We start from the raw sequence: 22063 nt of genomic DNA on the forward strand, positions 1-22063 counted from the left end.
GTCCGGCATAGTCTGGAAAATGCGAAATCAATGGCTTAAATAAAAAGATTTTTTTTAAATTAAAAAATTATAAGGATTCAAGAATGACTACACCTAGACCTTCAAAAAACGTCAATGAATTTATTAATTTAATACTTGCGAACAAGCAAAATTACAAAATTGAATCGAGCAAGGAAGTACCTGTTGTTTCTATAATATCTTCCTTTTATAATGCTGATAAATACTTTGAACAATGCTATAGCTGTCTAGCCAACCAAAATTTTCAAGAATTTGAATGGATTATCGTCAATGATGGTTCTACCGACAAAAATGCTCTCGAATTATTTGATTCGCTACCAGAAAGAGACTCAAGAATTAAAACTGTGCATCATCAAGTAAATAATGGAGTTTCTGCTGGAAGGAATACAGCAGTTTCTTATGCAAAAGGCAAATATTTATTTTTCCTAGATCTAGATGATTTGCTAGATCCTACTTACATAGAGAAGTGCGTTTTATTCTTAGAATCTCATCCGGAAATTTCTTTAGTTAATTCATATTCTGTGGGCTTTCAAGAGCAAGAATATTGGTGGTCTCATGGTTTTGAGAAAGTCTCTGATTTTATTGAACAGAACTGGTTGACAGTAATGTTAATGTATAGAAAAGAAGACTTTGTTAAACTAGGAGGTTTTGATGAAAGTCTGAGATTTTATGAAGATTGGGAAAGATGGCTAAGAGCGATCGTTAATCAACAAAAGTGCTGGACAATACCGGAGTATTTACATTGTTACCGACGTAGTAATTCTGGTCTTTTACTCACTTCAATAAATAATACACTGCAAAAAAATCAGGCAACTGACCTAATACAGTCACGCTATAAGCAATTTTTTAAAGACAATAATATACAAAATACTTACTTAAAACGTCCTTCAGCATTTGAAGTTGATTTACAGAGCTATAACTTTTCAATAAACAATTATGTTGGTAACCGACAAACACGTAAGCGTATTCTTTGTTTTTTCCCCTGGCTAGAAGTAGGTGGAGCAGATAAGTTTAATCTTGATTTAGTTACATTGCTAAGTGAGAGAGGGTATGATATTACCATTACTACTACTTTAAAATCTGAACATCCTTGGCATCATCATTTCTATCAAGTCACTTATGATATTTTCCATTTAAATAATTTTTTACATTATACTTACTTCCTTGCTTTTGCACGCTATTTAATAAAATCTCGCCAAATTGATATTGTTTTTATTTCTAATTCATACATTGCCTATTACTTAGTACCCCTTCTAAAAGTAGAATTTCCCAATGTTGTTTTTATAGATTATGTCCACACTGGTGATCCAGGTTGGCGTAAATGTGGCTATCCACGAATATCTTGTCAACTCAACCAATTTCTTGACTGTCAAGTAGTGTCATCAAAACATCTATTAAACTTTTATAAAAATCTCCATCCTGAAACTGAAAGTAAGTTGAGAGTTTGTTACACCAACGAAGATACTCAAAAATGGACTCGCAATCAAGAAAAAGGTAAAAAATTACGTGACCAACTCAGGATTGATGAACACAATGTAATTTTATTATATCCTGCCAGAATTGTTGGTCAGAAAAGACCTTTATTGCTAGTAGATATTGTTCAGGAACTAGTAAGTAAATCTTTGCCAATATCGGTTATTGTTCTGGGACAGGGAGAACTACTGTCTCAAATGCAAGCTAAAATTACTCAGCTAGGATTGGAATCAGTATTTCATATCCTCCCACCATGTGAACCAGAACAGATGATTGATTTTTACTCAGCATCTGACATATTGCTATTACCTTCAGAATATGAAGGTCTTTCTTTAGCTATTTATGAAGCTATGTCTATGCAGTTACCAATCGTAGCTTCAGACGTAGGTGGACAAAGTGAATTAGTTATACCGGGAACTGGATTTTTGATTCCTAAAGGAAATGGCGACGCTAATGAAATAAAAGCATATATAGAAGTATTAATGCCATTAATCCAAGATTCTGTTTTGCGCGATAAGGTAGGATTTGCAGCTCGACAGCGAATTCAAGAATCTTTTTGTTTAGAGGCGATGGGCGATCGAATGGAAAGTATTTTCGCAGAAGCGATAGCCAACAATCAAACTAAACCTAAAATATCCATTAATCCAGATATAGCAGAGGAAATGCTGCGTTTAGGGCTAGAGTATCTTCATCAAGAGCAAGTCTTAAACGACATATGGCAAGAAAAATGCCAAATAGAACAAGAAAATAAAGCACTCTGGTTAGAAAAATGCCAAATAGAACAAGAAAATAAAGCACTCTGGTTAGAAAAATGCCAAATAGAACAAGAAAAAAATGTACTCTTCTCAAGAAAGAATGCAATGGAGACATCCAAGTTTTGGCAACTCAGAAAATTGTGGTTTAAATTCAAACGGAAACTACGATTAACTGATGAAGAACCATAATAGTAAGCAATCTTAAATAAAAATTATGAAAATATTTTTAATTGCTAGTGAATGTCCCCCAATACCAGGTGGCATAGCTACGTATGTACAAAATGTTACAACAATGTTTGCTGATGCAGGGCATGAAATGACTGTATTTGCTCGTAATAATCAAGGTGGTATCGAGCAACGAGGAAATCTGAAATTTATTAAAATACCTCCAAAAGATGTTCACTTAATAGCCTCTACAAATATATCCCCACTTTCAGAAAAGCATCCTGCTTTTCCATACAATGTTATGGGTTATTGGGCTGCACTGAGTTATCAGTTAGCAGAGGAAGTCATTAGTTACATTCGTAGTCATGGGAAACCAGATGTTATTGAGAGTGAAGACTTCAGCGGTATTGCATATTTCCTAATTCAGAGAAAATTATTAGGTAGCCCTGAATTACAAGGAGTACCAATCGTATTAACATTGCACAGTTGCCAATATATGCTATACCCAGCAGATAAGATGCCTAGCTATCAACTATCTGACTATTGGGTAGGACGTATGGAAAAATTCTGCACTTTAGCTGCTGATGGTATTATTGCCCCAACTCACTACATCGCAAAACAAGCAACAGATGCTTTGGGTACTGATTTAGATATTGACATTATTCCATTACCAGCACCGAAAACTTTATTAGATGAAACTCAATACCCTAAATCAAATCCTACACCTAGAGATATTGTTTATTTTGGCAGATTAGAAGTAAGAAAAGGTGTCATACCTTTATTTGAAGCTTGTAGTCATTTATGGGATGCTGGTATTGATTTTAAATTAACAGCTATTGGTGGCGACACTTGGTATCACTTACAGGGTTGCCATGTCAAAGAATATCTTAGGGATAAATATTCCGCATATATAAATAATGGTCGCTTAATTATCTCGCCTCCCCTCAAACAAACTGAACTTTATGAACGGATATCTAAAGCATGGTGTGTAGTTATTCCTTCACTGTGGGAAAATTTTCCTAACACTTGCCTAGAGTCCATGCTGCTAGGAAAACTTATACTAGCATCTTCTGATGTTGGTCATGTAGAGATGCTTCAACATTCAGACAGACAAGGTGGGTTTATTTTTGATTGGAAACAGCCAGAAGATTTTGGCATAAAATTACAACATATTTTAAATTTATCTATTGCAGAAAATTTAGAAATTGGGCAAAAAGCTCGTGCTTTAATAAGTGACATTTCTGGATATAAGAATGTATTAAATCAACGGGTTCAACACTTTGAAAAAGTTATTAAAGCTTCTTATATTAAAGATAAAAATATTTTTCCTTCGTTAAATTATCCTCCACATGGAAAGGTAGCTTATCCCAAATTTCTGTCTGTGGAAGATAGAGAAAAAGGTATAGTATCTGTTTGTATACCTTTTTATAATCACGGCGCATATATTAGAGATACGTTAAATTCTGTATATGCGTCTGATTATTCTAACTTAGAAGTAATCATTTTCAATGATGGTAGTACAGATAGCTCTAGTCTCAAGGTACTAGCTGAAGTTGAAAAAGAGTATAGCGATCTCACAGTTATTCATAGCCATAATCAAGGTGTCGCCACGGCAAGAAATAAAATGGCCGAAATAGCTAGGGGAGAATACATAGCATTTCTTGATTCAGATGACAAAATATCTCCTAGCTTTTATTCACAAGCTGTAAAAGTTTTGAATCAGTATGAAAATGTTGGTTTTGTCGCTTCTTGGATTAAAGAGTTTGGTGATTCGCAAAAAGTTTGGGTTGCATGGAATACAGAATTTCCATACTTACTTTGTCATAACACTCTTGGTGTTTGTACTGTAGTCCGGAAGGGTGCTTACATAGCATCTGGGGGTATGAAGCCGTTATTAGCTGAAAATTTAGAAGATTATGAGTGTTGGATCAGCATTTGTGAACAAGGTTGGCTAGGTGTAGTAATTCCAGACCTTCACTATTTTTATCGCATTCGTTCAGATTCTCGATTGAGAAATAGTAATCGCGATCAACTACTTTATCTTTATGAAGTAATTGCTGCTTTACACCCAAATTTGTATCGTGAATATGGAGAAGAAATTTACCATCTATTAAATCAAAATGGTGCATCCTGGTTATGGGATAATCCTTCAATGAAAGTGGGAGGAGTTAATACAGATATGACAGGTATGGAAATATTGTCTCTAGTTGTCAATAAGTTGAAAAGGGTTTATGGTGATGGGGGTTTATCTTTAATATCAAACAGATTATTGAGAGTTACAAAATCATGGCTATTTAGCAAAATATCAGATCAGAAGTGAGTATTTTGTGTTATCTTATTCTATCTCTATTGTTATCTGTACTGTTGATAGATGTCATTCTTTACGCAATACTTTAAATTCTATTGCTGAATGGCAATCCTCTTTCTCAGAATTAATTGTTGTTCATGGACCTTCGCAAGATGAAACTAACGATTTACTGCAAGAATATGAACATTTAATTGATAAAGTTATCGTTACTGCTAGCAAAAATGTTAGTGTAGCTAGGAATTTAGGCTTAAAAGAGGCAACTCAAGATATTGTTATGTATCTTGATGATGATGTTATACCACCTCAAGATTGGCTAGAAACACATTTAAGTTTTTACAAATTATATGGTCAAAAGTGTGGCTGTGTCGCAGGGGATGTTAGGGATAAAACTAAACCTGATGCACCTTTACAATTTTCTAGAGGAGTTAACAGTTTACTTAGTGAATCTAAGCCGATTTTATCTGAGGATACTGCTACAAAATATTTATCTAGTCCGTATTGGTTCAGTGCAGTCATGGGAGCAAATGCATCTTATAGAAGAGATGCTTTATTAAAGATTGGTGGATTTGATGAATTTTTTGAATATTTTTTAGAAGAAACTGATGTTTGTCTAAGACTTATTCAATCAGGATATAAAGTTTATTATACAGAAAATACTGTAGATCATTATCCTGCACAAAGCCATAATCGCCAAGACCAAAAACATCTTACTTGTTGGTATTCACTGGGCAAGAATACTACTTATTTTGCCTTAAAACACGCTTTCCACAAAATTCCATTTCCTATTTTAATTACACGTCTTTATCTACTACTAAATTATCGTTGCTTTTTAAGAATTATACGCCTCAAATTTATTTATAATCTTTCTAATAAGCTTATATTAAAGTATTTGCAGGAGTCTATAGAAGGTATTCGTGTAGGCTGGACTGCTGGTTTTGCTTTGCATAAAGTAAATAGCAACTAAATTTGATATTGTGTCTCAGAAATTCCTGATTAATTTTTCATTTCTACTCACTAAGCCTACAGGTACAACTACTTATGCACTGAACCTACTACCTTACTTGCAGCAGCTTCAGCCTACACTATTAGCGGCACAGTCCTGTACTAATTACAACTGCTATCCAACACCTCCTGAGCAAACAGCAGAACAAGGAATTAAAGGCCATGTTCGACGCTTAGTTTGGACTCAATTTCAACTACCGCGAATATATACACAGATCAAAACAAAGCTTTTATTTTCCCCAATTCCAGAAGCACCTTTATATAGCAATTGCCGTTATGTTGTCATGTTTCATGACTTAATACCGTTGCGTTTTCCCAAACGCTTCTCGCCTATCACACCCTACTATCGGTACTACGTTCCTCAAGTGCTGAAACAGGCGCAACACATCATCTGCAATTCTCAGGCTACAGCTAGGGACATGATCGAATTTTACCAAGTCCCAGCCAACAAAATTACCCCCATTCCCTTAGCACACGATCGCACTCACTTCCGCTATCTCAATTTACCAACTGGCAACTATTTTCTCTACATTGGTAGACAAGATACTTATAAAAATCTACATCGCCTCATCGCCGCCTTTGCTGCGCTACCCAATAACGACTATGAACTATGGCTAGCAGGCCCCACTGACAAGCGTTATACCCCGCTTCTACAAACACAGATTGAGGAACTGGGTATAACTCACCGAGTCAAGTTCCTCAATTATGTAGCGTATAGTGAATTACCTACCATTATTAATCAAGCGATCGCACTTGTCTTTCCTAGTCTGTGGGAAGGCTTTGGTTTCCCTGTATTAGAAGCAATGGCTTGCGGTACACCAGTCATCACTTCTAATCTCTCCTCACTTCCAGAAGTTGCTGGTGATGCAGCCATTTTAATTAATCCCTACAACACAGCAGAAATCACTGATGCAATGCAAATGGTAGCTAATGATATTAAATTGCGATCGCAGATTTCAACCCAAGGTATCATCAGAGCAAATCAATTTAGTTGGGACAAAACAGGAGAAACTACCGTTGACGTTTTATTACGCTTTTTGTAAAAGTATCTGACGATGCAGTGAGAAGTTTAACCTTTGTTGCTGTAAACTACCAAATTTACAATCGCCAGATTTACAAAGCATAAATGAAAATATTCCCATGAACATCATCCCAACGCCCATCCTCGATGTTCTCCTCATCGAACCGCAAATATTTCAAGATGATCGCGGTTTTTTCTTTGAATCCTACAATTACCAAAAATTCACGGATAAACTAGGTATTACAGCTAACTTTGTTCAAGATAACCACTCTTGTTCAAACAAAAATGTCCTGCGTGGACTGCACTACCAAATCATTCAACCCCAAGGTAAACTTATTCGTACTGTCGTCGGTACTATCTTTGACGTAGCTGTAGACTTGAGAAAAAGTTCTCCCACCTTCGGACAATGGGTGGGTTATGAACTCAGTACCGAGAACAAACAGCAAATGTGGATACCTCCAGGTTTTGCTCACGGGTTTCTCGTACTTTCCGAAACAGCAGAGGTTATTTACAAAACTACAGATTACTATACGCCTCAAGGCGATCGCACTATTCTATGGAATGATCCTGATTTAGCTATAGATTGGCCTCTCAAAGTACCACCAATACTATCAGCTAAAGATAGCAACGGTCAGGCATTTAAAAGCGCAGAAGTCTATGGGTAAATCAATCTTACTACTGGGTAGCAACGGTCAAGTAGGTCAAGAAATCCAACAACTCCTCTCACCACATCACAAAATTATCCCAGTTGCGCGCCCCACTGTAGACTTGACTCAACCCGAAAACCTGCGTCCAATTATCAGAGACACTCAACCACAAATCATTATTAACGCCGCCGCTTACACTGCTGTCGATAAAGCCGAAACCGAACCAGAACTAGCCACAACCATCAATGCTACAGCACCTCAAATTATCGCGGAAGAAAGTCAAAAACTCGGCTCGTTTTTAATTCACCTTTCTACAGATTATGTATTTGATGGTCAACAAAGTCACCCATATCAAGAAACTGATACCACTAACCCATTAAATGTTTACGGTAAAACCAAACTAGCCGGAGAAATAGCAATTGGGCAAACTCACCCTGATCACATTATTCTCCGCACAGCTTGGGTTTATGGCAGTTTTGGGAAAAGTAACTTTGTCAAAACTATGCTGCGACTGGGTAAAGAACGCCAAGAAATCCGTGTAGTCGCAGATCAAATTGGTAGTCCTACCTGGGCGCAAGATATTGCTGACGTAATCGCTCAAATCATACCCCAGCTAAAACCAGAAATTGCTGGCACTTACCACTATACCAACAGTGGTGTTATTAGCTGGTACGACTTTGCTGTTGCCATTTTGGAGGAATCCCGACAGCTAGGCTTTCCTCTCACAGTCCACAACATTGTCCCTATAACCACTGCTGAATATCCGACCTTAGCCCGTCGCCCGGCTTATCCTGTTCTGGCTTGTAGGAAAATATCACAAATTATAGGGAATTATCCACCCCATTGGCGACAAAGACTAAGACTAATGCTCAAAGACTGGCTCTCTAAATCTTCATCATTATGAAAGCACTAATTCTCTCCGGCGGTAAAGGTACACGTCTGCGTCCACTCACCTATACAGGCGCAAAACAACTTGTTCCAGTTGCTAATAAACCAATTTTGTGGTACGGCATAGAGGAAATGGTCGCTGCTGGAATCACTGATATTGGTATCGTGATTAGCCCAGAAACAGGGACAGAAGTAAAAAATCAAACTGGAGATGGCAACCTTTTTGGAGCTAAAATCACATATATCTTACAAGATGAGCCGGCTGGACTAGCTCATGCTGTCAAAGTTGCCCGTCCTTTTTTGACAGATTCACCCTTTATTATGTATCTAGGTGATAACCTGATTCAACAAGGTGATTTAAAAAACTTTCTGCAAAAATTTACCCAACAACAACCAGATGCTTTAATTCTTTTACATGAGGTTGTCAATCCTACTGCCTTTGGTGTGGCTAAAGTAGATGATACGGGACGGGTATTACAATTGATTGAAAAGCCTAAAGTTCCCCCGTCAAATTTAGCATTAGTGGGTGTTTATTTCTTTTCACCTATTATTCATGATGCGATATCTCTAATTCAACCTTCAAACCGAGGTGAGTTAGAAATTACCGATGCTATTCAAAGTTTAATAGATCAGCAAAAACAAGTTTTAGCTTGTAACTTAGATGGTTGGTGGCTAGACACTGGTAAAAAAGATGATTTATTAGAAGCTAACCGGATAATTCTTGATACCTATTTGACTCCATCTAATGTAGGCGAAGTTGATGCCAAAAGTCAGATTATTGGAAGAGTCCAAATTGGTGCTAATTCTAAAATTATCAATTGTACAATTCGCGGTCCAGTGGTTATTGGCAGCAATTGTTATTTAGAAAATTGCTTCATTGGCCCTTATAGTAGCATTGCTCATAATACAACCCTGATTGATACGGATTTAGAACACAGCGTTATTTTAGAAGGTGCTAAAATTGTCGGAATTAATCAGCGTATTATTGATAGCGTCATTGGTCAACGGGCAGAATTAACCATCGCCCCCCGTCGTCCTAAAGCTTTAAGATTTTTGATTGGTGATGATTGCCAAATTGAACTGACATGATTGAATTTTTAGCAGTTAACTATTTTTCTAGCAATCTCTTATAGCAGGTGACAGGTGACAGGTGACAGGTGACAGGTGACAGGTGACAGGTGACAGGTTGAAAAGCCTCTGATGGTAATGGTTTTATGATTCCCTGATGTCCTAAACTCATTACCTACAGCTATAATTGTCAAATTATTAATCAAGCGATCGCACTTGATTTTTAAGAAAATTTAGTGATACAAGTATTAAAATCACAATCAAAATAAAAAACTAGCGATGAAGAATAAGTTTCAACTGTTGTTAAAAACAACCAAATTCTTCATCGCCAGATTTATGAATCTATCAATATTTATTAACTAATTCAAAATCCAAAATGATTTTTTGGATTTTGAATTGTTACGGTGTTCCCACTGCCCCAGAGTAAACTATACCCCGTTGCAAATCCATAGTGAGAATCGCCCCATCACGAATGACTTGGGTAGCTTGCTTCACACCCACAATCACAGGTACACCTAAGCGTAAACCAATCACAGCTGCGTGACTCGTCAAACTTTCATCTTCTGTAATAATCCCGCCAGCTTTGCGAATTGCGTCCACATAATCTGCACCAGTGCGAGAAGCAACTAAAATATCGCCAGGGTTAAAGTTACTCGCATCCATTCCGGTGTGAGCTACCCTAGCACGACCACTGATTGAACCTTGTCCCAGTCCAATACCCTGGCCGAGTATAGCTGTCACCACCTCAACTTTAATTAAATCCGTTGAGCCGGAAACCCCTTGGAGTGTACCGGCTGTCATCACCACCAAATCACCTTCAAACAGCAATTTATGCTCCTGTGCCACATTAATCGCAGCTTGGAAGGTTTGACCAGTGGAAGGTAATTCTAATACTAACAACGGCTTAACTCCCCATACCATCTGTAGCTGTCGCGCTACATTGACATGAGGTGTCACTGCCAAAATGGGTGTGTGAGGACGGAATTTCGACACGTTGCGAGCTGTCGCCCCAGTTTGGGTTAAGGTCATAATTGCTGCTGCTCCCAATTGTTCAGCAATTTGCCCTACAGCTTGGCTAATGGCATTGGGAATAGAACGGCGATTATCTCGCAGTTGCCGTAGTTTGCTGGCGTTGGCTTCTTCCTCCTCTATACGTTCGGCAATACGTGCCATTGTCGCCACTGCTTCCACAGGGTAGCTACCTACAGCCGTTTCATTGGAAAGCATCACCGCGTCTGTACCATCTAAAATGGCGTTGGCTACATCTGACACTTCCGCACGAGTGGGACGGGGGTTACTCACCATGCTGTCTAGCATTTGGGTAGCGGTGATGATGGGAATCCCCAAACGGTTGGCTGTGGCAATTAGCCGTTTTTGGAGTACGGGTACATCTTCTGCTGGTAGTTCTACCCCTAAGTCACCTCTCGCCACCATTACGCCATCGCATAAAGCTAGAACTGCTTCCATTTGTTCAATAGCTTCATGTTTTTCAATCTTGGCAACTACTGGGACTTGCTTACCGGTGCTGGAAATGAGTTCTTTAATTTCGATGATGTCTTGGGGGTTGCGGACAAAGGACAATGCTACCCAATCTACACCCTGGTCTAGACCGAACATCAGATCCTCTCGGTCTTTGTCGGTCATGGCTTTAATCGAAAGGTACACCCCAGGAAAGTTTACGCCTTTATTATTAGATAACTTACCAGCAACCGTCACACGGCAATGTAAATCACCTTTCTCACGGTTGATCTCCTCCACTACCATTTCTACACGGCCATCATCGAGGAGGATTTTTGCACCTACAGGGACTTCTTCTGCCAAATAATCGTAGGTGACACAGCTAATTTCTTGGGTACCGACAACTGGGCGATTTGTCAAGGTGAAGCGATCGCCTTTAGCTAAAACTATAGACCCGTTTTCAAACTTTCCTAAACGAATTTTTGGCCCTTGCAAATCTTGGAGAATTGCCACTGGCTGATTGAGTTCAAAAGCAGTTTGCCGAATTAAGCGAATATTACGCTGATGGTCGGCATGGGAGCCGTGGGAGAAGTTGAGCCGCAGCGTTGTTGCACCCGCTTCAATAATTGCTTTTAGCATTTCTGGGCTGCTAGTGGCGGGGCCGATTGTCGCGACAATTTTTGTCCGGCGTACAGAATCTCTTAATTGCATAGGGGCTGATTCTAGGGAGCTATTTAGTGAGTCATAGTAAATTGAGGAGCGTTTAATTTTCAGTCACTACTATATCCGTGACTTAAACAACGCCAGAGGTAGGGGAACTGTGACACAGAGTAGATATCGTACACCAATCTGGGTTCCATCCTCCCTCAGTGAGAGATTTTTACATCAAGATTATTCCTTAAGCGGATAGCACACCCTAATCAGCAAATCATGGAGTCTTGTCTGGAATCATAGCGTTATTCATCTACTAATCGACAAAGATATAGATAAATCTTGCTATGGAAATCCTTACAAAAGTTTATTATTCACTAATCTTTGTCGTATATTCGTAATTATTTGATCAAAAAGGAGATATTAATGCTCACATTGGAGGCACAGCAACGACTAAAAGTCCCACCGAAGGAATTTTTAGCGCCTCCTGGTGATTTTAACCCCACAATGCTGTTATTTCTGTCAGCTGTGGTCATGTTGGTGTTGTCGAACTTTGGCTATTGGCTTTGGCAATGGCCCCATTGGTTATGTTTTGGCATCAATACTCTAGCTTTGCATTGTTCAGGGACGGTGATTCATGATGCTTGTCATCAATCTGCTCACCGTAACCGGTTAATTAATGCGATGTTGGGTCATGGTAGCGCCTTGATATTAGCTTTTGCGTTTCCTGTGTTTACGCGGGTGCATTTGCAGCATCATGCCCATGTCAATCATCCCAAAGACGACCCAGATCATTACGTCTCTACAGGTGGGCCACTCTGGTTAATTGCTGTGCGGTTTTTGTATCACGAAGTATTTTTCTTTCAACGGAAACTTTGGCGTAAGTATGAATTACTAGAGTGGTTTATTAGTCGCTTGATTGTGGTAACAATTGTCTATATTTCCGTGCAGTACCACTTTTTAGGATACCTTCTCAATTTTTGGTTTATCCCAGCTTTTATCGTGGGGATAGCACTGGGGTTATTTTTTGATTATCTGCCCCATCGTCCCTTTGTTGAGCGCGATCGCTGGAAAAATGCCCGCGTCTACCCTGGGAAACTGCTCAACATCTTGATTCTTGGTCAGAATTATCACCTAATTCATCATTTGTGGCCTTCTATCCCTTGGTATAACTATCAGCCTGCTTATTATGTGATGAAGCCATTGTTAGATGAGAAAGGCTGTTATCAAACTTCAGGTTTGTTGCAGAAAAAAGACTTTTTTGAGTTTGTTTATGACATCTTTTTAGGGATTCGATTTCATCATGATCAGGAATAAATTTCGCTGATGATGTTTGCTTTGTTGTATCAATAATTTCGTTGTGCTGAGAATATGGGTTAAAAGTTCGCGCCAAGGCAGCGCGCTGGACGGGTTTCCCGACTTGAAGCGACTGCCGCGCAAAGGCGCAAAGATTCCAAGTAGCTTCTCGCAGATTGGGCGCAAAGAAGAATAATGATTAAACTCTATGTTTAGTCCTGCATATCTCCAACTTAACAAGGTTTTGCAAAATCTGGTTGAGATGCCAGCAGATGAAATCGCGAAATTAACCCGTGTCTTTCAACCACTAACCTTAAAGAATGGAGAGTTTTTAGTTCGGGCGGGTGAAATTCCCTCCCAAATTGGATTTGTGGTTTCAGGTATTTTACGTCTTTACTATGTGAATTCAGCCGGGACTGAATTCACAAAATCATTTTGTCCAGAAAATCATTTTGTTACTGCCTACAGTGCGCTAGTTTTAAATCAACCTGCCAAATTTTTTATTGAAGCTTTAGAAGAATCTTTATTGTTAGTTGTAGATTATAGTCAGTACGTGCAATTATGTGCAGGTCATTCATGCTGGCAAACTATTGATCATAAATTGGTTGAGGCGTTGTTTATTAAGAAGGAAAAACGGGAGGCGGAGTTACTTCTTGATGACGCTACCACACGATATCAAAAGTTTTTGAAAGAGTACCCCGATTTAGAAAATAGAGTTAAGCAATATCACATAGCGTCTTATCTGGGAATTTCACCTGTTTCTCTCAGCCGCATTCGTAAAAATCTTCAGCAGAATTAACATAAGTTAATGACTTCACCATTGTTTCAGATTACATCTGAACAAGATGTTATCAAATGCGATCGCACTCAACTGGCAATGGTGAAAACAACGCTACATCCTTTTATCCTTTACACAGGCTTTTTAGCATTTTTGGGCTTCGGAGTCCTAAATCCGATTATGCCGACTTTGGTGGGGCTTTATGGTGGCACAGCATGGGAAGTTGGACTGCTATATGCCGCATACTCACTAGCCCAATTTTTGACGCTGCCAGGAATCGGCTGTCTTAGTGATGTCTATGGGCGGCGATTTATGATGCTGGTGAGCCTTTTCGGGGCTAGTTTGGGATATTTCATCTTTGGGAGTGGCGGCGCATTAGCGTTACTGTTTGCGGGATGGCTGATTGTGGGGCTAACCGATGGTACTGCTAGCATGGTGTTTGCAGCGATCGCAGATTCTACCACCCATCAACAGCGCACTCGTGCTTTTTCCTGGGTGAGTGCGATGATAGCCCTAGGGTTGATTATCGGCCCCATTTTGAGTGGAGTCATGTCTGGGATTCATCCTAGTTTACCTGTGTATGTTGTGGCGATCGCCTTTTTTGTGGCTTTGGTGTGGGGGTATTTCGCCATGCCAGAAACTTTACCGCCAGCCCAGCGTTCTCCCAAACCTAGCTTTGCTCAATTAAATCCCTTCACGCAATTGCAAGCCTGTCTCGCATTGCCGCATCTGCGCTGGCTGATGTTCAGCTTTTTGATTGTCAATATGGCTATGTTTGCGCTCATTTCTAACTTGCCTGCTTTAGCAAATGAGCAATTTAATTGGCAAGCATCACAAATTGCCCCGTTATTTGCCCTATTTGGTGTAATTAGCGTTTTCGATCAAGCAATTATTATTCCGTGGTTATTGCCCAGATGGGGCGAAGTCCGCATGGCATTTTATGGCGCGTTAATCACCGGATTAGCTTTTACTTTGTCTGGCGTATTCGCAATTACTGGCTCAGTAATGGTTCTCTATATCAGTATTGTACTTGTAGGAATTGGACAGCCTTTAGCAGAAACTTCCTTAATTGGATTGATGTCCAAAAGCGTTGGGGAAAAAACTCAAGGGCGAATCAACAGCAATATTCAGACAGTACAAGCTTTAGCTAGAATGATTGCCCCATTGTTAGCTGGTTGGTTATATCAAAACATTAGCCCATCTACACCTTATTGGTTAAGTGCTGCCCAAATCCTTGTAGCTGCTGTTGCTGTCAAGTTGTCAGTGCAGAAATCTACAATGTCAACCCAAAATAATACAGTTTTAATTACTGGCGGTTCATCAGGAATTGGTTTAGCACTGGCGCGAAAGTTTCTGCAAGAAAACAATACAGTGATTATTACTGGACGTAATCCCCAAAAATTAGCTGATGTCAAGAAAATATTTCCTGATATTATCACTGAAGTTGCTGATTTAAATGATTTCAATGCCTTGCAACAGCTAGTCAATCGCTACCCAAATGTAAATATTTTGATTAACAATGCAGGAATTCAATACAACTATGAATTTATTAATCCAGAGATAAAAGTAGAGTTAATTGAGACAGAATTACGCACCAATTTAATTGCTCCATTGCAATTAATTAAATTGATGTTACCCCATCTGCTGACAAAAAAAGAAGCGGCTATTGTCAATGTTTCCTCTGGTTTAGGATTAGTTCCTAAACAAAGTGCGCCTGTCTACTGCGGTAGTAAAGCTGGACTACATATTGCTACAAAAGCTTTGCGCTGGCAATTGGAAACCACATCTATTAAAGTGTTTGAAATTATTGCGCCTTTAGTGGATACACCGATGACTCAAGGACGGGGTAAAGGGAAAATCTCACCTGATGCGTTAGTAGATGAATTCTGGGATAATTTTACACGCGATGGCTATGAGATGCGAATCGGTAAAACTAAACTGCTGTTTTTCCTCCAGAGATGGTTTCCCCAAGTAGCTGAGAAGATTCTCCGCCCTGGACTTTAGGTTTTGCTAACGCTTTTTCATGACTTTCTGGGATAGTTCTGTTGTGTTCATCTATCTTCTGTTATCGGTTGCTGAAAGCATCATCATTATTTGCAGCACATGATTTCATTGAATAACTATGAACAAAAAACAGCGTGGTATATTGGTTTATAGCCAGCATATTTGACGGCTCTGTATGTAGTTAAAGTATAAAATTTATGTAATATTTCAAAATGTTCTAAACCACAAAATAAAATAGGTCAAGTTATGAGTACAAAAGAAGAACTAATCAAAGAAATTGCTCAAGCACCTGATTTTATAATTGAAGAAGTCTTAAATTTCTTACTCTTCATCAAAAACAGATTTAAGCAAAGGATTTCCGAAAGCCAAACAGGTGATCATACCGAAAACTTACCAGAAGAACCTTTTTTAAACTTAGTTGATGATATGACCAACCAAATTCCTCAATCAGAGTGGGAAAAGCTACCATCTGACCTGTCAAAAAATTTAGATTACTATCTATATGGTTCACCAAAAATTGAAGAATGAGAAAGGTATTTGCTGATACAGGTTATTGGATTGCTCTACTAAATCCTAACGATGAATTAAATCTGAAAGCTAGAAGTGTAACTGCATCTTTATCAGCTAATGCACGCATAGTTACCAGTGAAATGGTATTCACGGAATTATTGAATGCTTTTTCTAAACAAGGAAGTATTTTAAAAAAAACAGCAATTAGTTTAATTAATAAATCTTTTAGTAACCCTAATATTGAGATTATCCCCCAAACGAGTGAATTGTTTATTGGCGCACTCGAATTGTATAGCCAACGTCTAGATCAAGGTTGGAGTCATACAGATTGCGCTTCATTTAAAATCATGGAAATGCAAAATCTTTCAGAGGCTCTAGCTTATGATAAACACTTTGAACAAGCAGGTTTTATAGCTTTGCTTCGGTATTGAATTTTTAAATTTCCTAGATTATTGTATAGCAGTCATAACTTAGGCAACTGATAAAGCGATCGCTTCCCCAAGTAGCTGAAAAAAATCTCCGCCCTGGAATTTAACGAAATCGGGCGGAAGCGAGTTTTTCAAATAATCGAGTTAAACTTTTGACTCCACTACTTGCTGCGGGGCTTGTAACACCTGGGGTAAACTCCAATCAGGACGCAACTTTTTAGCTTCGCGCAAATAAATATGATGAATGGGCGTAGAGGTGGGTAGATAGGCGTGGATTAAAAACCGAATGCAACGCTGTAAACTGCCTTCGACGTGCATTTGCTGCACATCTAGCATAGCGACATTATCCCAACCTGGGCGGGGTCTGGCGATCGCAGCTGGAAAAACCGCGTCTAAATCACGGGTTACAGAAAACGTCACACTAATCATGTCTTCTGGCTGGAGTTGATTTCGCCTTTCCAGTTCGTCTAGCAGTTCTGTCACCGCTTCTCGCATGGCTTCCACTGTGTTTTCAGAAACTGTTGTTGCTCCACGAATCGCCTGCATTCGCCACTCCACGCCAAAATCCTCCTGAATTAGTTAATAGTTAATAGTCATTAGTCAATAGTCATTAGTCAATAGCCATTACCTATCTTCCTCTGCATCCTCTGCTCCCCACTCCCCTGTCACCTGTCACCTGTCACCTGTCACCTTCATCACGGCCTATATAACCACAACGGTAAACCACTGGTAGACATTTCAAATTCGAGCCAGTCAACTCCTGCACCTAGTCTAGAAGAAACTTGGCGACTCCCAGGTAGAATCCGACTCAACAAGGGTTTTCTTTCTTCTAGCGTATAACAGGGTGTTTTCTCTGGATCAAGTCCAACTAACTCTGCTGTCCAACGGCGGGCTTCTTCTTCAGTTCCCAGGCGATCTACAATACCCAATTCTAAAGCTTGCTGCCCAGTGAAAATCCGTCCATCAGCAAAGCTTTTAACTTTTTCTACTGCTAAAGACCGTCCCTCGGCAACAGTCTGGACAAACTGCTGATAACTGGTGTCAATCAACTCCTGCAAAATATCTTGTTCTGGTGCGGTTAGTTCCCGATCAAATGCCAAAATATCTTTATAAGGGCCAGACTTAATTACTTTGAAGGAAACACCAATCTTTTCTAACAGGCGTTCTAAGTTATTCCCCCGCAGAATTACACCAATGCTACCTGTGATAGTTCCAGGGTTAGCCATGATATGTTCAGCGCCCATACCAATGTAAACGCCACCGGAAGCCGAAATATTGCCAAAACTGGCGACTATTTTGATTTTTTCCCGTAACCGCTTCAAGGCACTGTAAATTTCTTGGGAATCCCCAACTGTTCCGCCGGGGCTATCGATGCGTAGCAGTAAAGCCGGAAATTTCTTTTCCTCGACAGTTTTTAAGGCTTCTAGTACCCGTTTGCGCGTAGCACTAGCGATCGCACCTGTAATTTCAATTCGAGCAATTTGTTTACGAAACTTGGACTTGAAAGGCCAAACCATGAGCAAATAACAAACTTAGTAATAATCTCAATATAAATTGTCTAGCGCCCAAATAACCTGATTTGAACGAGTTCTATTATTAGCGTAGCTAGTGCTGAGTGCTGAGTAAAAATACTAATCTCTAGTTTCTAGTCTCTAACCTCTAGCCTCCAGCCTCCCATCTAAGCAGTAGGTACTGCGCCATGAAAAATTTTAATGAAATTTTTCTGGTTTACATGGATGTTTGTTTGCTATCCTCGATTCATAGCAATTACAACCTGCTCAAAATTAAATTTAATCCTTCACGAGTTAAACAATTAAAAGATACATCCCTTGTTATTACACACAGATCTGTTTCTTTTACTTAGTCCAGGCAACCAGAAAAAATTGGATGTAGCCATATTCAGGCAACATGAATACATATAAAATTTAGTAACTTAATAACTTTTAAATTATTTTAAATAAAATTAATTAATACAAACCGATTAATTTCTATCCCAACTGAAATCAGGACTCACAATAACTCCTTTTTTTTAGGAACAATGCTTTAACGTCTCGGTATTTAGTTAGTCAAAACCTGACAAAGGCAATTCCATCATTAGGAGTCTAGACGCAAGATTTGATAGCGGTAGTAAACATAAGTATCAAATAGCCCACCGACGAAACCGCAAGTCAAGCTAATCACTAAAATACCATTCAAGATCGAACCACTACCAAAAACAGACAGAAAGTTCAAAATGCTAGTGGCACATACCTCAGCCAACTCTTGCAACAAAGGAACATAGCCACCAACAGATAAAAATAGCAATACGCCGCCGATGAAAACAAAAGGAGTCACGAAACTAAAAATAATCGTGAGCATTAAAGAGCGAAGATAGTTAGTGAAAGTAGACATTTCAGACCAACTCCTAGAATTCGAGTCAACAATAGCTAATTAGCTATACGTCCTCTTCTACAATACGTGCGATCGCTCCTCTGTGGGCAAGATGTCAAAAATCTTAAGTTTTCATTAAAAAAATAGTTACCTGTTACACTCGGTGATTAAGTCCCAAAAAAGATAAAAATCCCTAAAACCCCTGTTAAATCAAGCTTATATTTCCAGATATCGGGACTTTACAACTTGTAACGTGTTTATGCAAAGCTATATTATCTGAGAAAATCATTAAGCTAAGTTAACAATGTCTGGGGAGCAGGGAGAAAAGGGGAAAGTCCTCCCCCTTGCAGCCTACCCCAATGCCTAATACCCAATACCTATTGACTATTAACTATTGCCTTTCGCTATTCTTAAGGCAGTCACTGAGTTAGCTACAGAACATTGAGTCAAACTACATCTAAATTCGGGTTAGGAACGTGGGGTCAGCGATTGCTGGCGGCGGTTTTTTTAGGTGGACAAGCTATCATTCACCTATTGAGGGGTAAAATCCACTGGCGCAATACTACAGAGCAAATGGCAGCCGTAGGGCCAGATTCCTTATTTATTGCATTGTTAACTGCTATTTTTGTCGGCGCAGTATTTACTATTCAGGTGGCGAGGGAATTTATTAATTTTGGTGCGGGGAATCTTGTAGGGGGTGTATTGGCGGTAGCCTTAACACGAGAATTATCACCAGTGCTGACAGCAGTCATATTAGCCGGGCGTGTTGGTTCTGCCTTCGCCGCAGAAATTGGCACAATGCGAGTTACTGAACAAATTGATGCCATGTTAATGCTCAGAACCGACCCGATTGATTATTTAGTTATTCCCCGTCTCATAGCTTGTGGCTTGATGCTACCAATTTTAACCCTTCTATCTCTGGTGACAGGAATGTTGGGAGGGTTGCTGATTGCATCTAATATGTATGGCATCTCGGACACTGTATTTTTAGATTCTGCACGCAATCTTGTCGTCAGTTGGGATATTTTAAGTGCCATGATCAAAGCCTGTTGCTTTGGGATGTTAATTGCCATCATCGGTTGTAGTTGGGGTTTAACCACTACAGGAGGAGCCAAAGGCGTAGGACAATCAACCACAACTGCCGTTGTCACCGCTTTGCTCATTATCTTTATCAGCAATTTTTTCCTATCATGGATAATGTTCCAGGGTCCCGGTAGCGCACTATTGAAAGGTTTTTAAGATGGATGTGTTAGTCAATAGTAGTAGGCAATAGGCAATCACTCTTCCTCCTCTTCCCCATCTCCCACCCTGTGGGTAGGCTTACGCCATCGTAAGAGAAGCTAAAGCTACATCTTCCCCCATCTCCCCGATCTAACCCATAACTTTTACAATGGTGAAAGTGTCTACTTAAAGAAAGCAGGACGGGAAACTGTGACAAGTTCAATTGCTCCAAACTCCGCAGCAACTGTGGAACTGAAACCTAGTTACAATATCCCTGTAATTCTGGTAATTACTGCCATTCCACTCATGTTTATACAACCCTTGTTAGGAGCGGTGTTTGCGTTTTTGGGTTTATTTCTCTTATTTCAAACCGTGACGTTACGTTTGGAATTTACCGCCACTGATTTAGATATTAAACGCGGCGAAACCCTAATTCGGCGTTTTCCTTACCGAGAATGGCAAAACTGGCGGATATTCTGGAACAGAGTGCCTATTTTGTTTTATTTTAAAGAAATTAACAGCATTCACTTTTTGCCGATTTTATTTGACCCTAATACCCTCAGAAGTTGCTTAGAAGAACGTTGCCCACGTATTTAGCGCCAAATGCTGAGTGTTGAGTAGTTTCGAGTTAGACTGATAACTCAGGAATTTTCAGGCAAGTCAAGAGTATATTTCTGAAAGCTATTTATTCGCATTATAGGGATTGCACTATAGTTTATGAACCCAGAGGAATCTCAAACCCCAGAACAAATTGATGAATGGTTGGAGCAAATCCAATTAGAAAACCCTCAGCCGGAGAATCAAGAGAACTCATCCGTAGAGATAGCTGTGGACTTAGAAGCCCAAAATCAATTTGTTGAGCCACAATCAGACAATACAAATTTTGACTCACCTGTCTTTAATGAAGTTGGAGATAGTACAGGAGATTCAACAGAAGAGTTTGTCCAGCAATTGGCAGAGGAAAGCACAACACTGGGATCAGAAATAGAATCAGACACACAAGAAAGTTCACTATACGCACAAGCAGAACAACGCATCGCTGAACTGCAAAGCACCGAAGCAGCCCTGAAACAAGAAATAGCTACTCTGCAAACTACATACAATACTCTGAAGGCACAACTGGGTGAAACTCAATCTGCACTAGGAAAAATTGTGCAAGAGTCTTTAGGGCAATTAGAACAACGCAAACAAACCCTACAAATTTCTATAGAGCAATTAGAACGCCGCCAAGAAAGGATTCGCAATGAAATGCGAACAACTTTTGCGGGTGCGTCTCAAGACTTGGCAATTCGGGTACAAGGTTTTAAAGATTATCTCACGGGTAGTTTACAGGATTTGGCAGCAGCAGCAGAACAATTACAGTTAGTACCTCCTGTGACTGAAAGAGAAAAACCAGCTGTAGTTGTCAAAGAAGCTAAACAGGCACAACCCCAACCAGGAACTCCGCAATTTGCCGCACAACAATTTCAAGACACAACTAAGCAAATCCGTCGTCTAATTGACCAATACCGCAATAAGCCTGATTACTATGGCCCGGCTTGGCAGCTACGCCGTACATTTGAACCAGTCCATGCTGAACGAGTAGCTAATTGGTTTTTTAACCAAGGTGGACGGGGTGCTTTGCGAACAATGGGTAGCCGCTTGCAGAATGTTTTGATTGCTTCGGCGGCAATTTCGATATTGCATAAACTGTATGGCGATCGCCTCCGTACCCTGGTTTTAGCTAACACACCAGAACGCCTCGGTGAATGGCGGCGTGGTTTACAAGATTGTCTAGGTATAGGTCGTCCAGATTTTGGACCTGACCGGGGGGTAGTATTATTTGAAACAGCAGATGCCTTAGCTCAAAAAGCAGATCGTTTAGTGAAAGCCAATCAACTACCCTTAATTCTGATTGACGATTCTGAGGAGCAGATTAGCCTGGGACTACTGCAATTTCCCCTGTGGTTAGCTTTTGCTCCTGATCCTAAAACCATGAGAAGTTATGATGATGATTTTTGAT

General features: G+C 39.7%; 19 protein-coding genes. 15 read left to right on the forward strand and 4 right to left on the reverse strand.

Annotation, left to right across the window (positions count from 1 at the left end):
* Positions 1-83: 83 nt before the first annotated feature.
* The 7 genes from NOS7524_RS12245 to NOS7524_RS12275 all read left to right on the forward strand — a co-directional run bounded on the left by NOS7524_RS12245 (position 84) and on the right by NOS7524_RS12275 (position 9366).
* Positions 84-2435, forward strand: a complete 2352-nt coding sequence (locus tag NOS7524_RS12245; RefSeq protein WP_015138796.1) for a glycosyltransferase — start codon at positions 84-86, stop codon at positions 2433-2435.
* Positions 2436-2460: 25 nt separating this feature from the next.
* Positions 2461-4731: a glycosyltransferase gene (locus tag NOS7524_RS12250; RefSeq protein WP_015138797.1), complete on the forward strand. Its 2271-nt coding sequence runs from the start codon at positions 2461-2463 to the stop codon at positions 4729-4731.
* Positions 4732-4738: 7 nt separating this feature from the next.
* Complete coding sequence (locus NOS7524_RS12255; RefSeq protein ID WP_015138798.1) at positions 4739-5683, forward strand: glycosyltransferase family 2 protein; 945 nt, start codon at positions 4739-4741, stop codon at positions 5681-5683.
* A gap of 10 nt (positions 5684-5693) precedes the next feature.
* Complete coding sequence (locus NOS7524_RS12260; protein WP_015138799.1) at positions 5694-6764, forward strand: glycosyltransferase family 4 protein; 1071 nt, start codon at positions 5694-5696, stop codon at positions 6762-6764.
* Positions 6765-6861: 97 nt separating this feature from the next.
* A complete protein-coding gene (gene rfbC, locus NOS7524_RS12265) occupies positions 6862-7407 on the forward strand; it encodes a dTDP-4-dehydrorhamnose 3,5-epimerase (RefSeq protein WP_015138800.1) in 546 nt (181 codons plus the stop codon).
* Positions 7400-8293 carry a dTDP-4-dehydrorhamnose reductase gene (rfbD, locus tag NOS7524_RS12270; protein WP_015138801.1) on the forward strand — a complete coding sequence of 298 codons (894 nt, stop codon included), beginning with the start codon at positions 7400-7402 and terminating at the stop codon, positions 8291-8293. The genes rfbC and rfbD overlap by 8 nt, the downstream gene beginning before the upstream one ends.
* Positions 8290-9366 (forward strand): glucose-1-phosphate thymidylyltransferase, encoded by a 1077-nt coding sequence (locus NOS7524_RS12275; protein ID WP_015138802.1) that lies wholly within the window; start codon positions 8290-8292, stop codon positions 9364-9366. Before rfbD ends, NOS7524_RS12275 begins: the two co-directional genes overlap by 4 nt.
* A gap of 378 nt (positions 9367-9744) precedes the next feature.
* Here the strand turns inward: NOS7524_RS12275 and pyk are convergent, their stop codons facing one another.
* A complete protein-coding gene (pyk, locus tag NOS7524_RS12280; protein WP_015138803.1) occupies positions 9745-11514 on the reverse strand; it encodes a pyruvate kinase in 1770 nt (589 codons plus the stop codon).
* Between the two features lie 366 nt (positions 11515-11880).
* Here pyk and crtR point away from each other — a divergent pair, with 366 nt between their 5' ends.
* The 5 genes from crtR to NOS7524_RS12305 all read left to right on the forward strand — a co-directional run bounded on the left by crtR (position 11881) and on the right by NOS7524_RS12305 (position 16473).
* Complete coding sequence (crtR, locus tag NOS7524_RS12285; protein ID WP_015138804.1) at positions 11881-12771, forward strand: beta-carotene hydroxylase; 891 nt, start codon at positions 11881-11883, stop codon at positions 12769-12771.
* A gap of 187 nt (positions 12772-12958) precedes the next feature.
* Complete coding sequence (locus NOS7524_RS12290; protein ID WP_015138805.1) at positions 12959-13549, forward strand: Crp/Fnr family transcriptional regulator; 591 nt, start codon at positions 12959-12961, stop codon at positions 13547-13549.
* Positions 13550-13558: 9 nt separating this feature from the next.
* Positions 13559-15532, forward strand: coding sequence for an MFS transporter (locus tag NOS7524_RS28620; protein WP_015138806.1), 1974 nt, complete (start codon positions 13559-13561; stop codon positions 15530-15532).
* 246 nt (positions 15533-15778) lie between these two features.
* Positions 15779-16060 carry a hypothetical protein gene (locus NOS7524_RS12300; protein WP_015138807.1) on the forward strand — a complete coding sequence of 94 codons (282 nt, stop codon included), beginning with the start codon at positions 15779-15781 and terminating at the stop codon, positions 16058-16060.
* Entirely contained in the window at positions 16057-16473 is a 417-nt protein-coding gene (locus tag NOS7524_RS12305; protein WP_015138808.1) for a type II toxin-antitoxin system VapC family toxin, read from the forward strand. Before NOS7524_RS12300 ends, NOS7524_RS12305 begins: the two co-directional genes overlap by 4 nt.
* A 141-nt stretch (positions 16474-16614) precedes the next feature.
* Here the strand turns inward: NOS7524_RS12305 and aroH are convergent, their stop codons facing one another.
* The 3 genes from aroH to NOS7524_RS12320 form a co-directional block, all read right to left on the reverse strand.
* Positions 16615-17028: a chorismate mutase gene (gene aroH, locus NOS7524_RS12310; protein WP_041555297.1), complete on the reverse strand. Its 414-nt coding sequence runs from the start codon at positions 17026-17028 to the stop codon at positions 16615-16617.
* A gap of 137 nt (positions 17029-17165) precedes the next feature.
* Positions 17166-17987: a signal peptide peptidase SppA gene (gene sppA, locus NOS7524_RS12315; protein WP_015138810.1), complete on the reverse strand. Its 822-nt coding sequence runs from the start codon at positions 17985-17987 to the stop codon at positions 17166-17168.
* Between the two features lie 577 nt (positions 17988-18564).
* Positions 18565-18861, reverse strand: coding sequence for a hypothetical protein (locus NOS7524_RS12320; RefSeq protein ID WP_015138811.1), 297 nt, complete (start codon positions 18859-18861; stop codon positions 18565-18567).
* 420 nt (positions 18862-19281) lie between these two features.
* On the opposite strand from NOS7524_RS12320, the gene NOS7524_RS12325 reads away from it, so the two are divergent.
* The 3 genes from NOS7524_RS12325 (at position 19282) to NOS7524_RS12335 (ending at position 22062) form a co-directional block, all read left to right on the forward strand.
* Positions 19282-20079, forward strand: a complete 798-nt coding sequence (locus NOS7524_RS12325; protein ID WP_015138812.1) for an MlaE family lipid ABC transporter permease subunit — start codon at positions 19282-19284, stop codon at positions 20077-20079.
* Positions 20080-20271: 192 nt separating this feature from the next.
* Positions 20272-20658 carry a DUF3119 family protein gene (locus NOS7524_RS12330; RefSeq protein ID WP_015138813.1) on the forward strand — a complete coding sequence of 129 codons (387 nt, stop codon included), beginning with the start codon at positions 20272-20274 and terminating at the stop codon, positions 20656-20658.
* Between the two features lie 120 nt (positions 20659-20778).
* Positions 20779-22062, forward strand: coding sequence for a DUF3086 domain-containing protein (locus NOS7524_RS12335; protein WP_015138814.1), 1284 nt, complete (start codon positions 20779-20781; stop codon positions 22060-22062).
* Position 22063: the final 1 nt, after the last annotated feature.

Source organism: Nostoc sp. PCC 7524 (assembly GCF_000316645.1).
Classification (GTDB): Bacteria; Cyanobacteriota; Cyanobacteriia; order Cyanobacteriales; family Nostocaceae; genus Trichormus.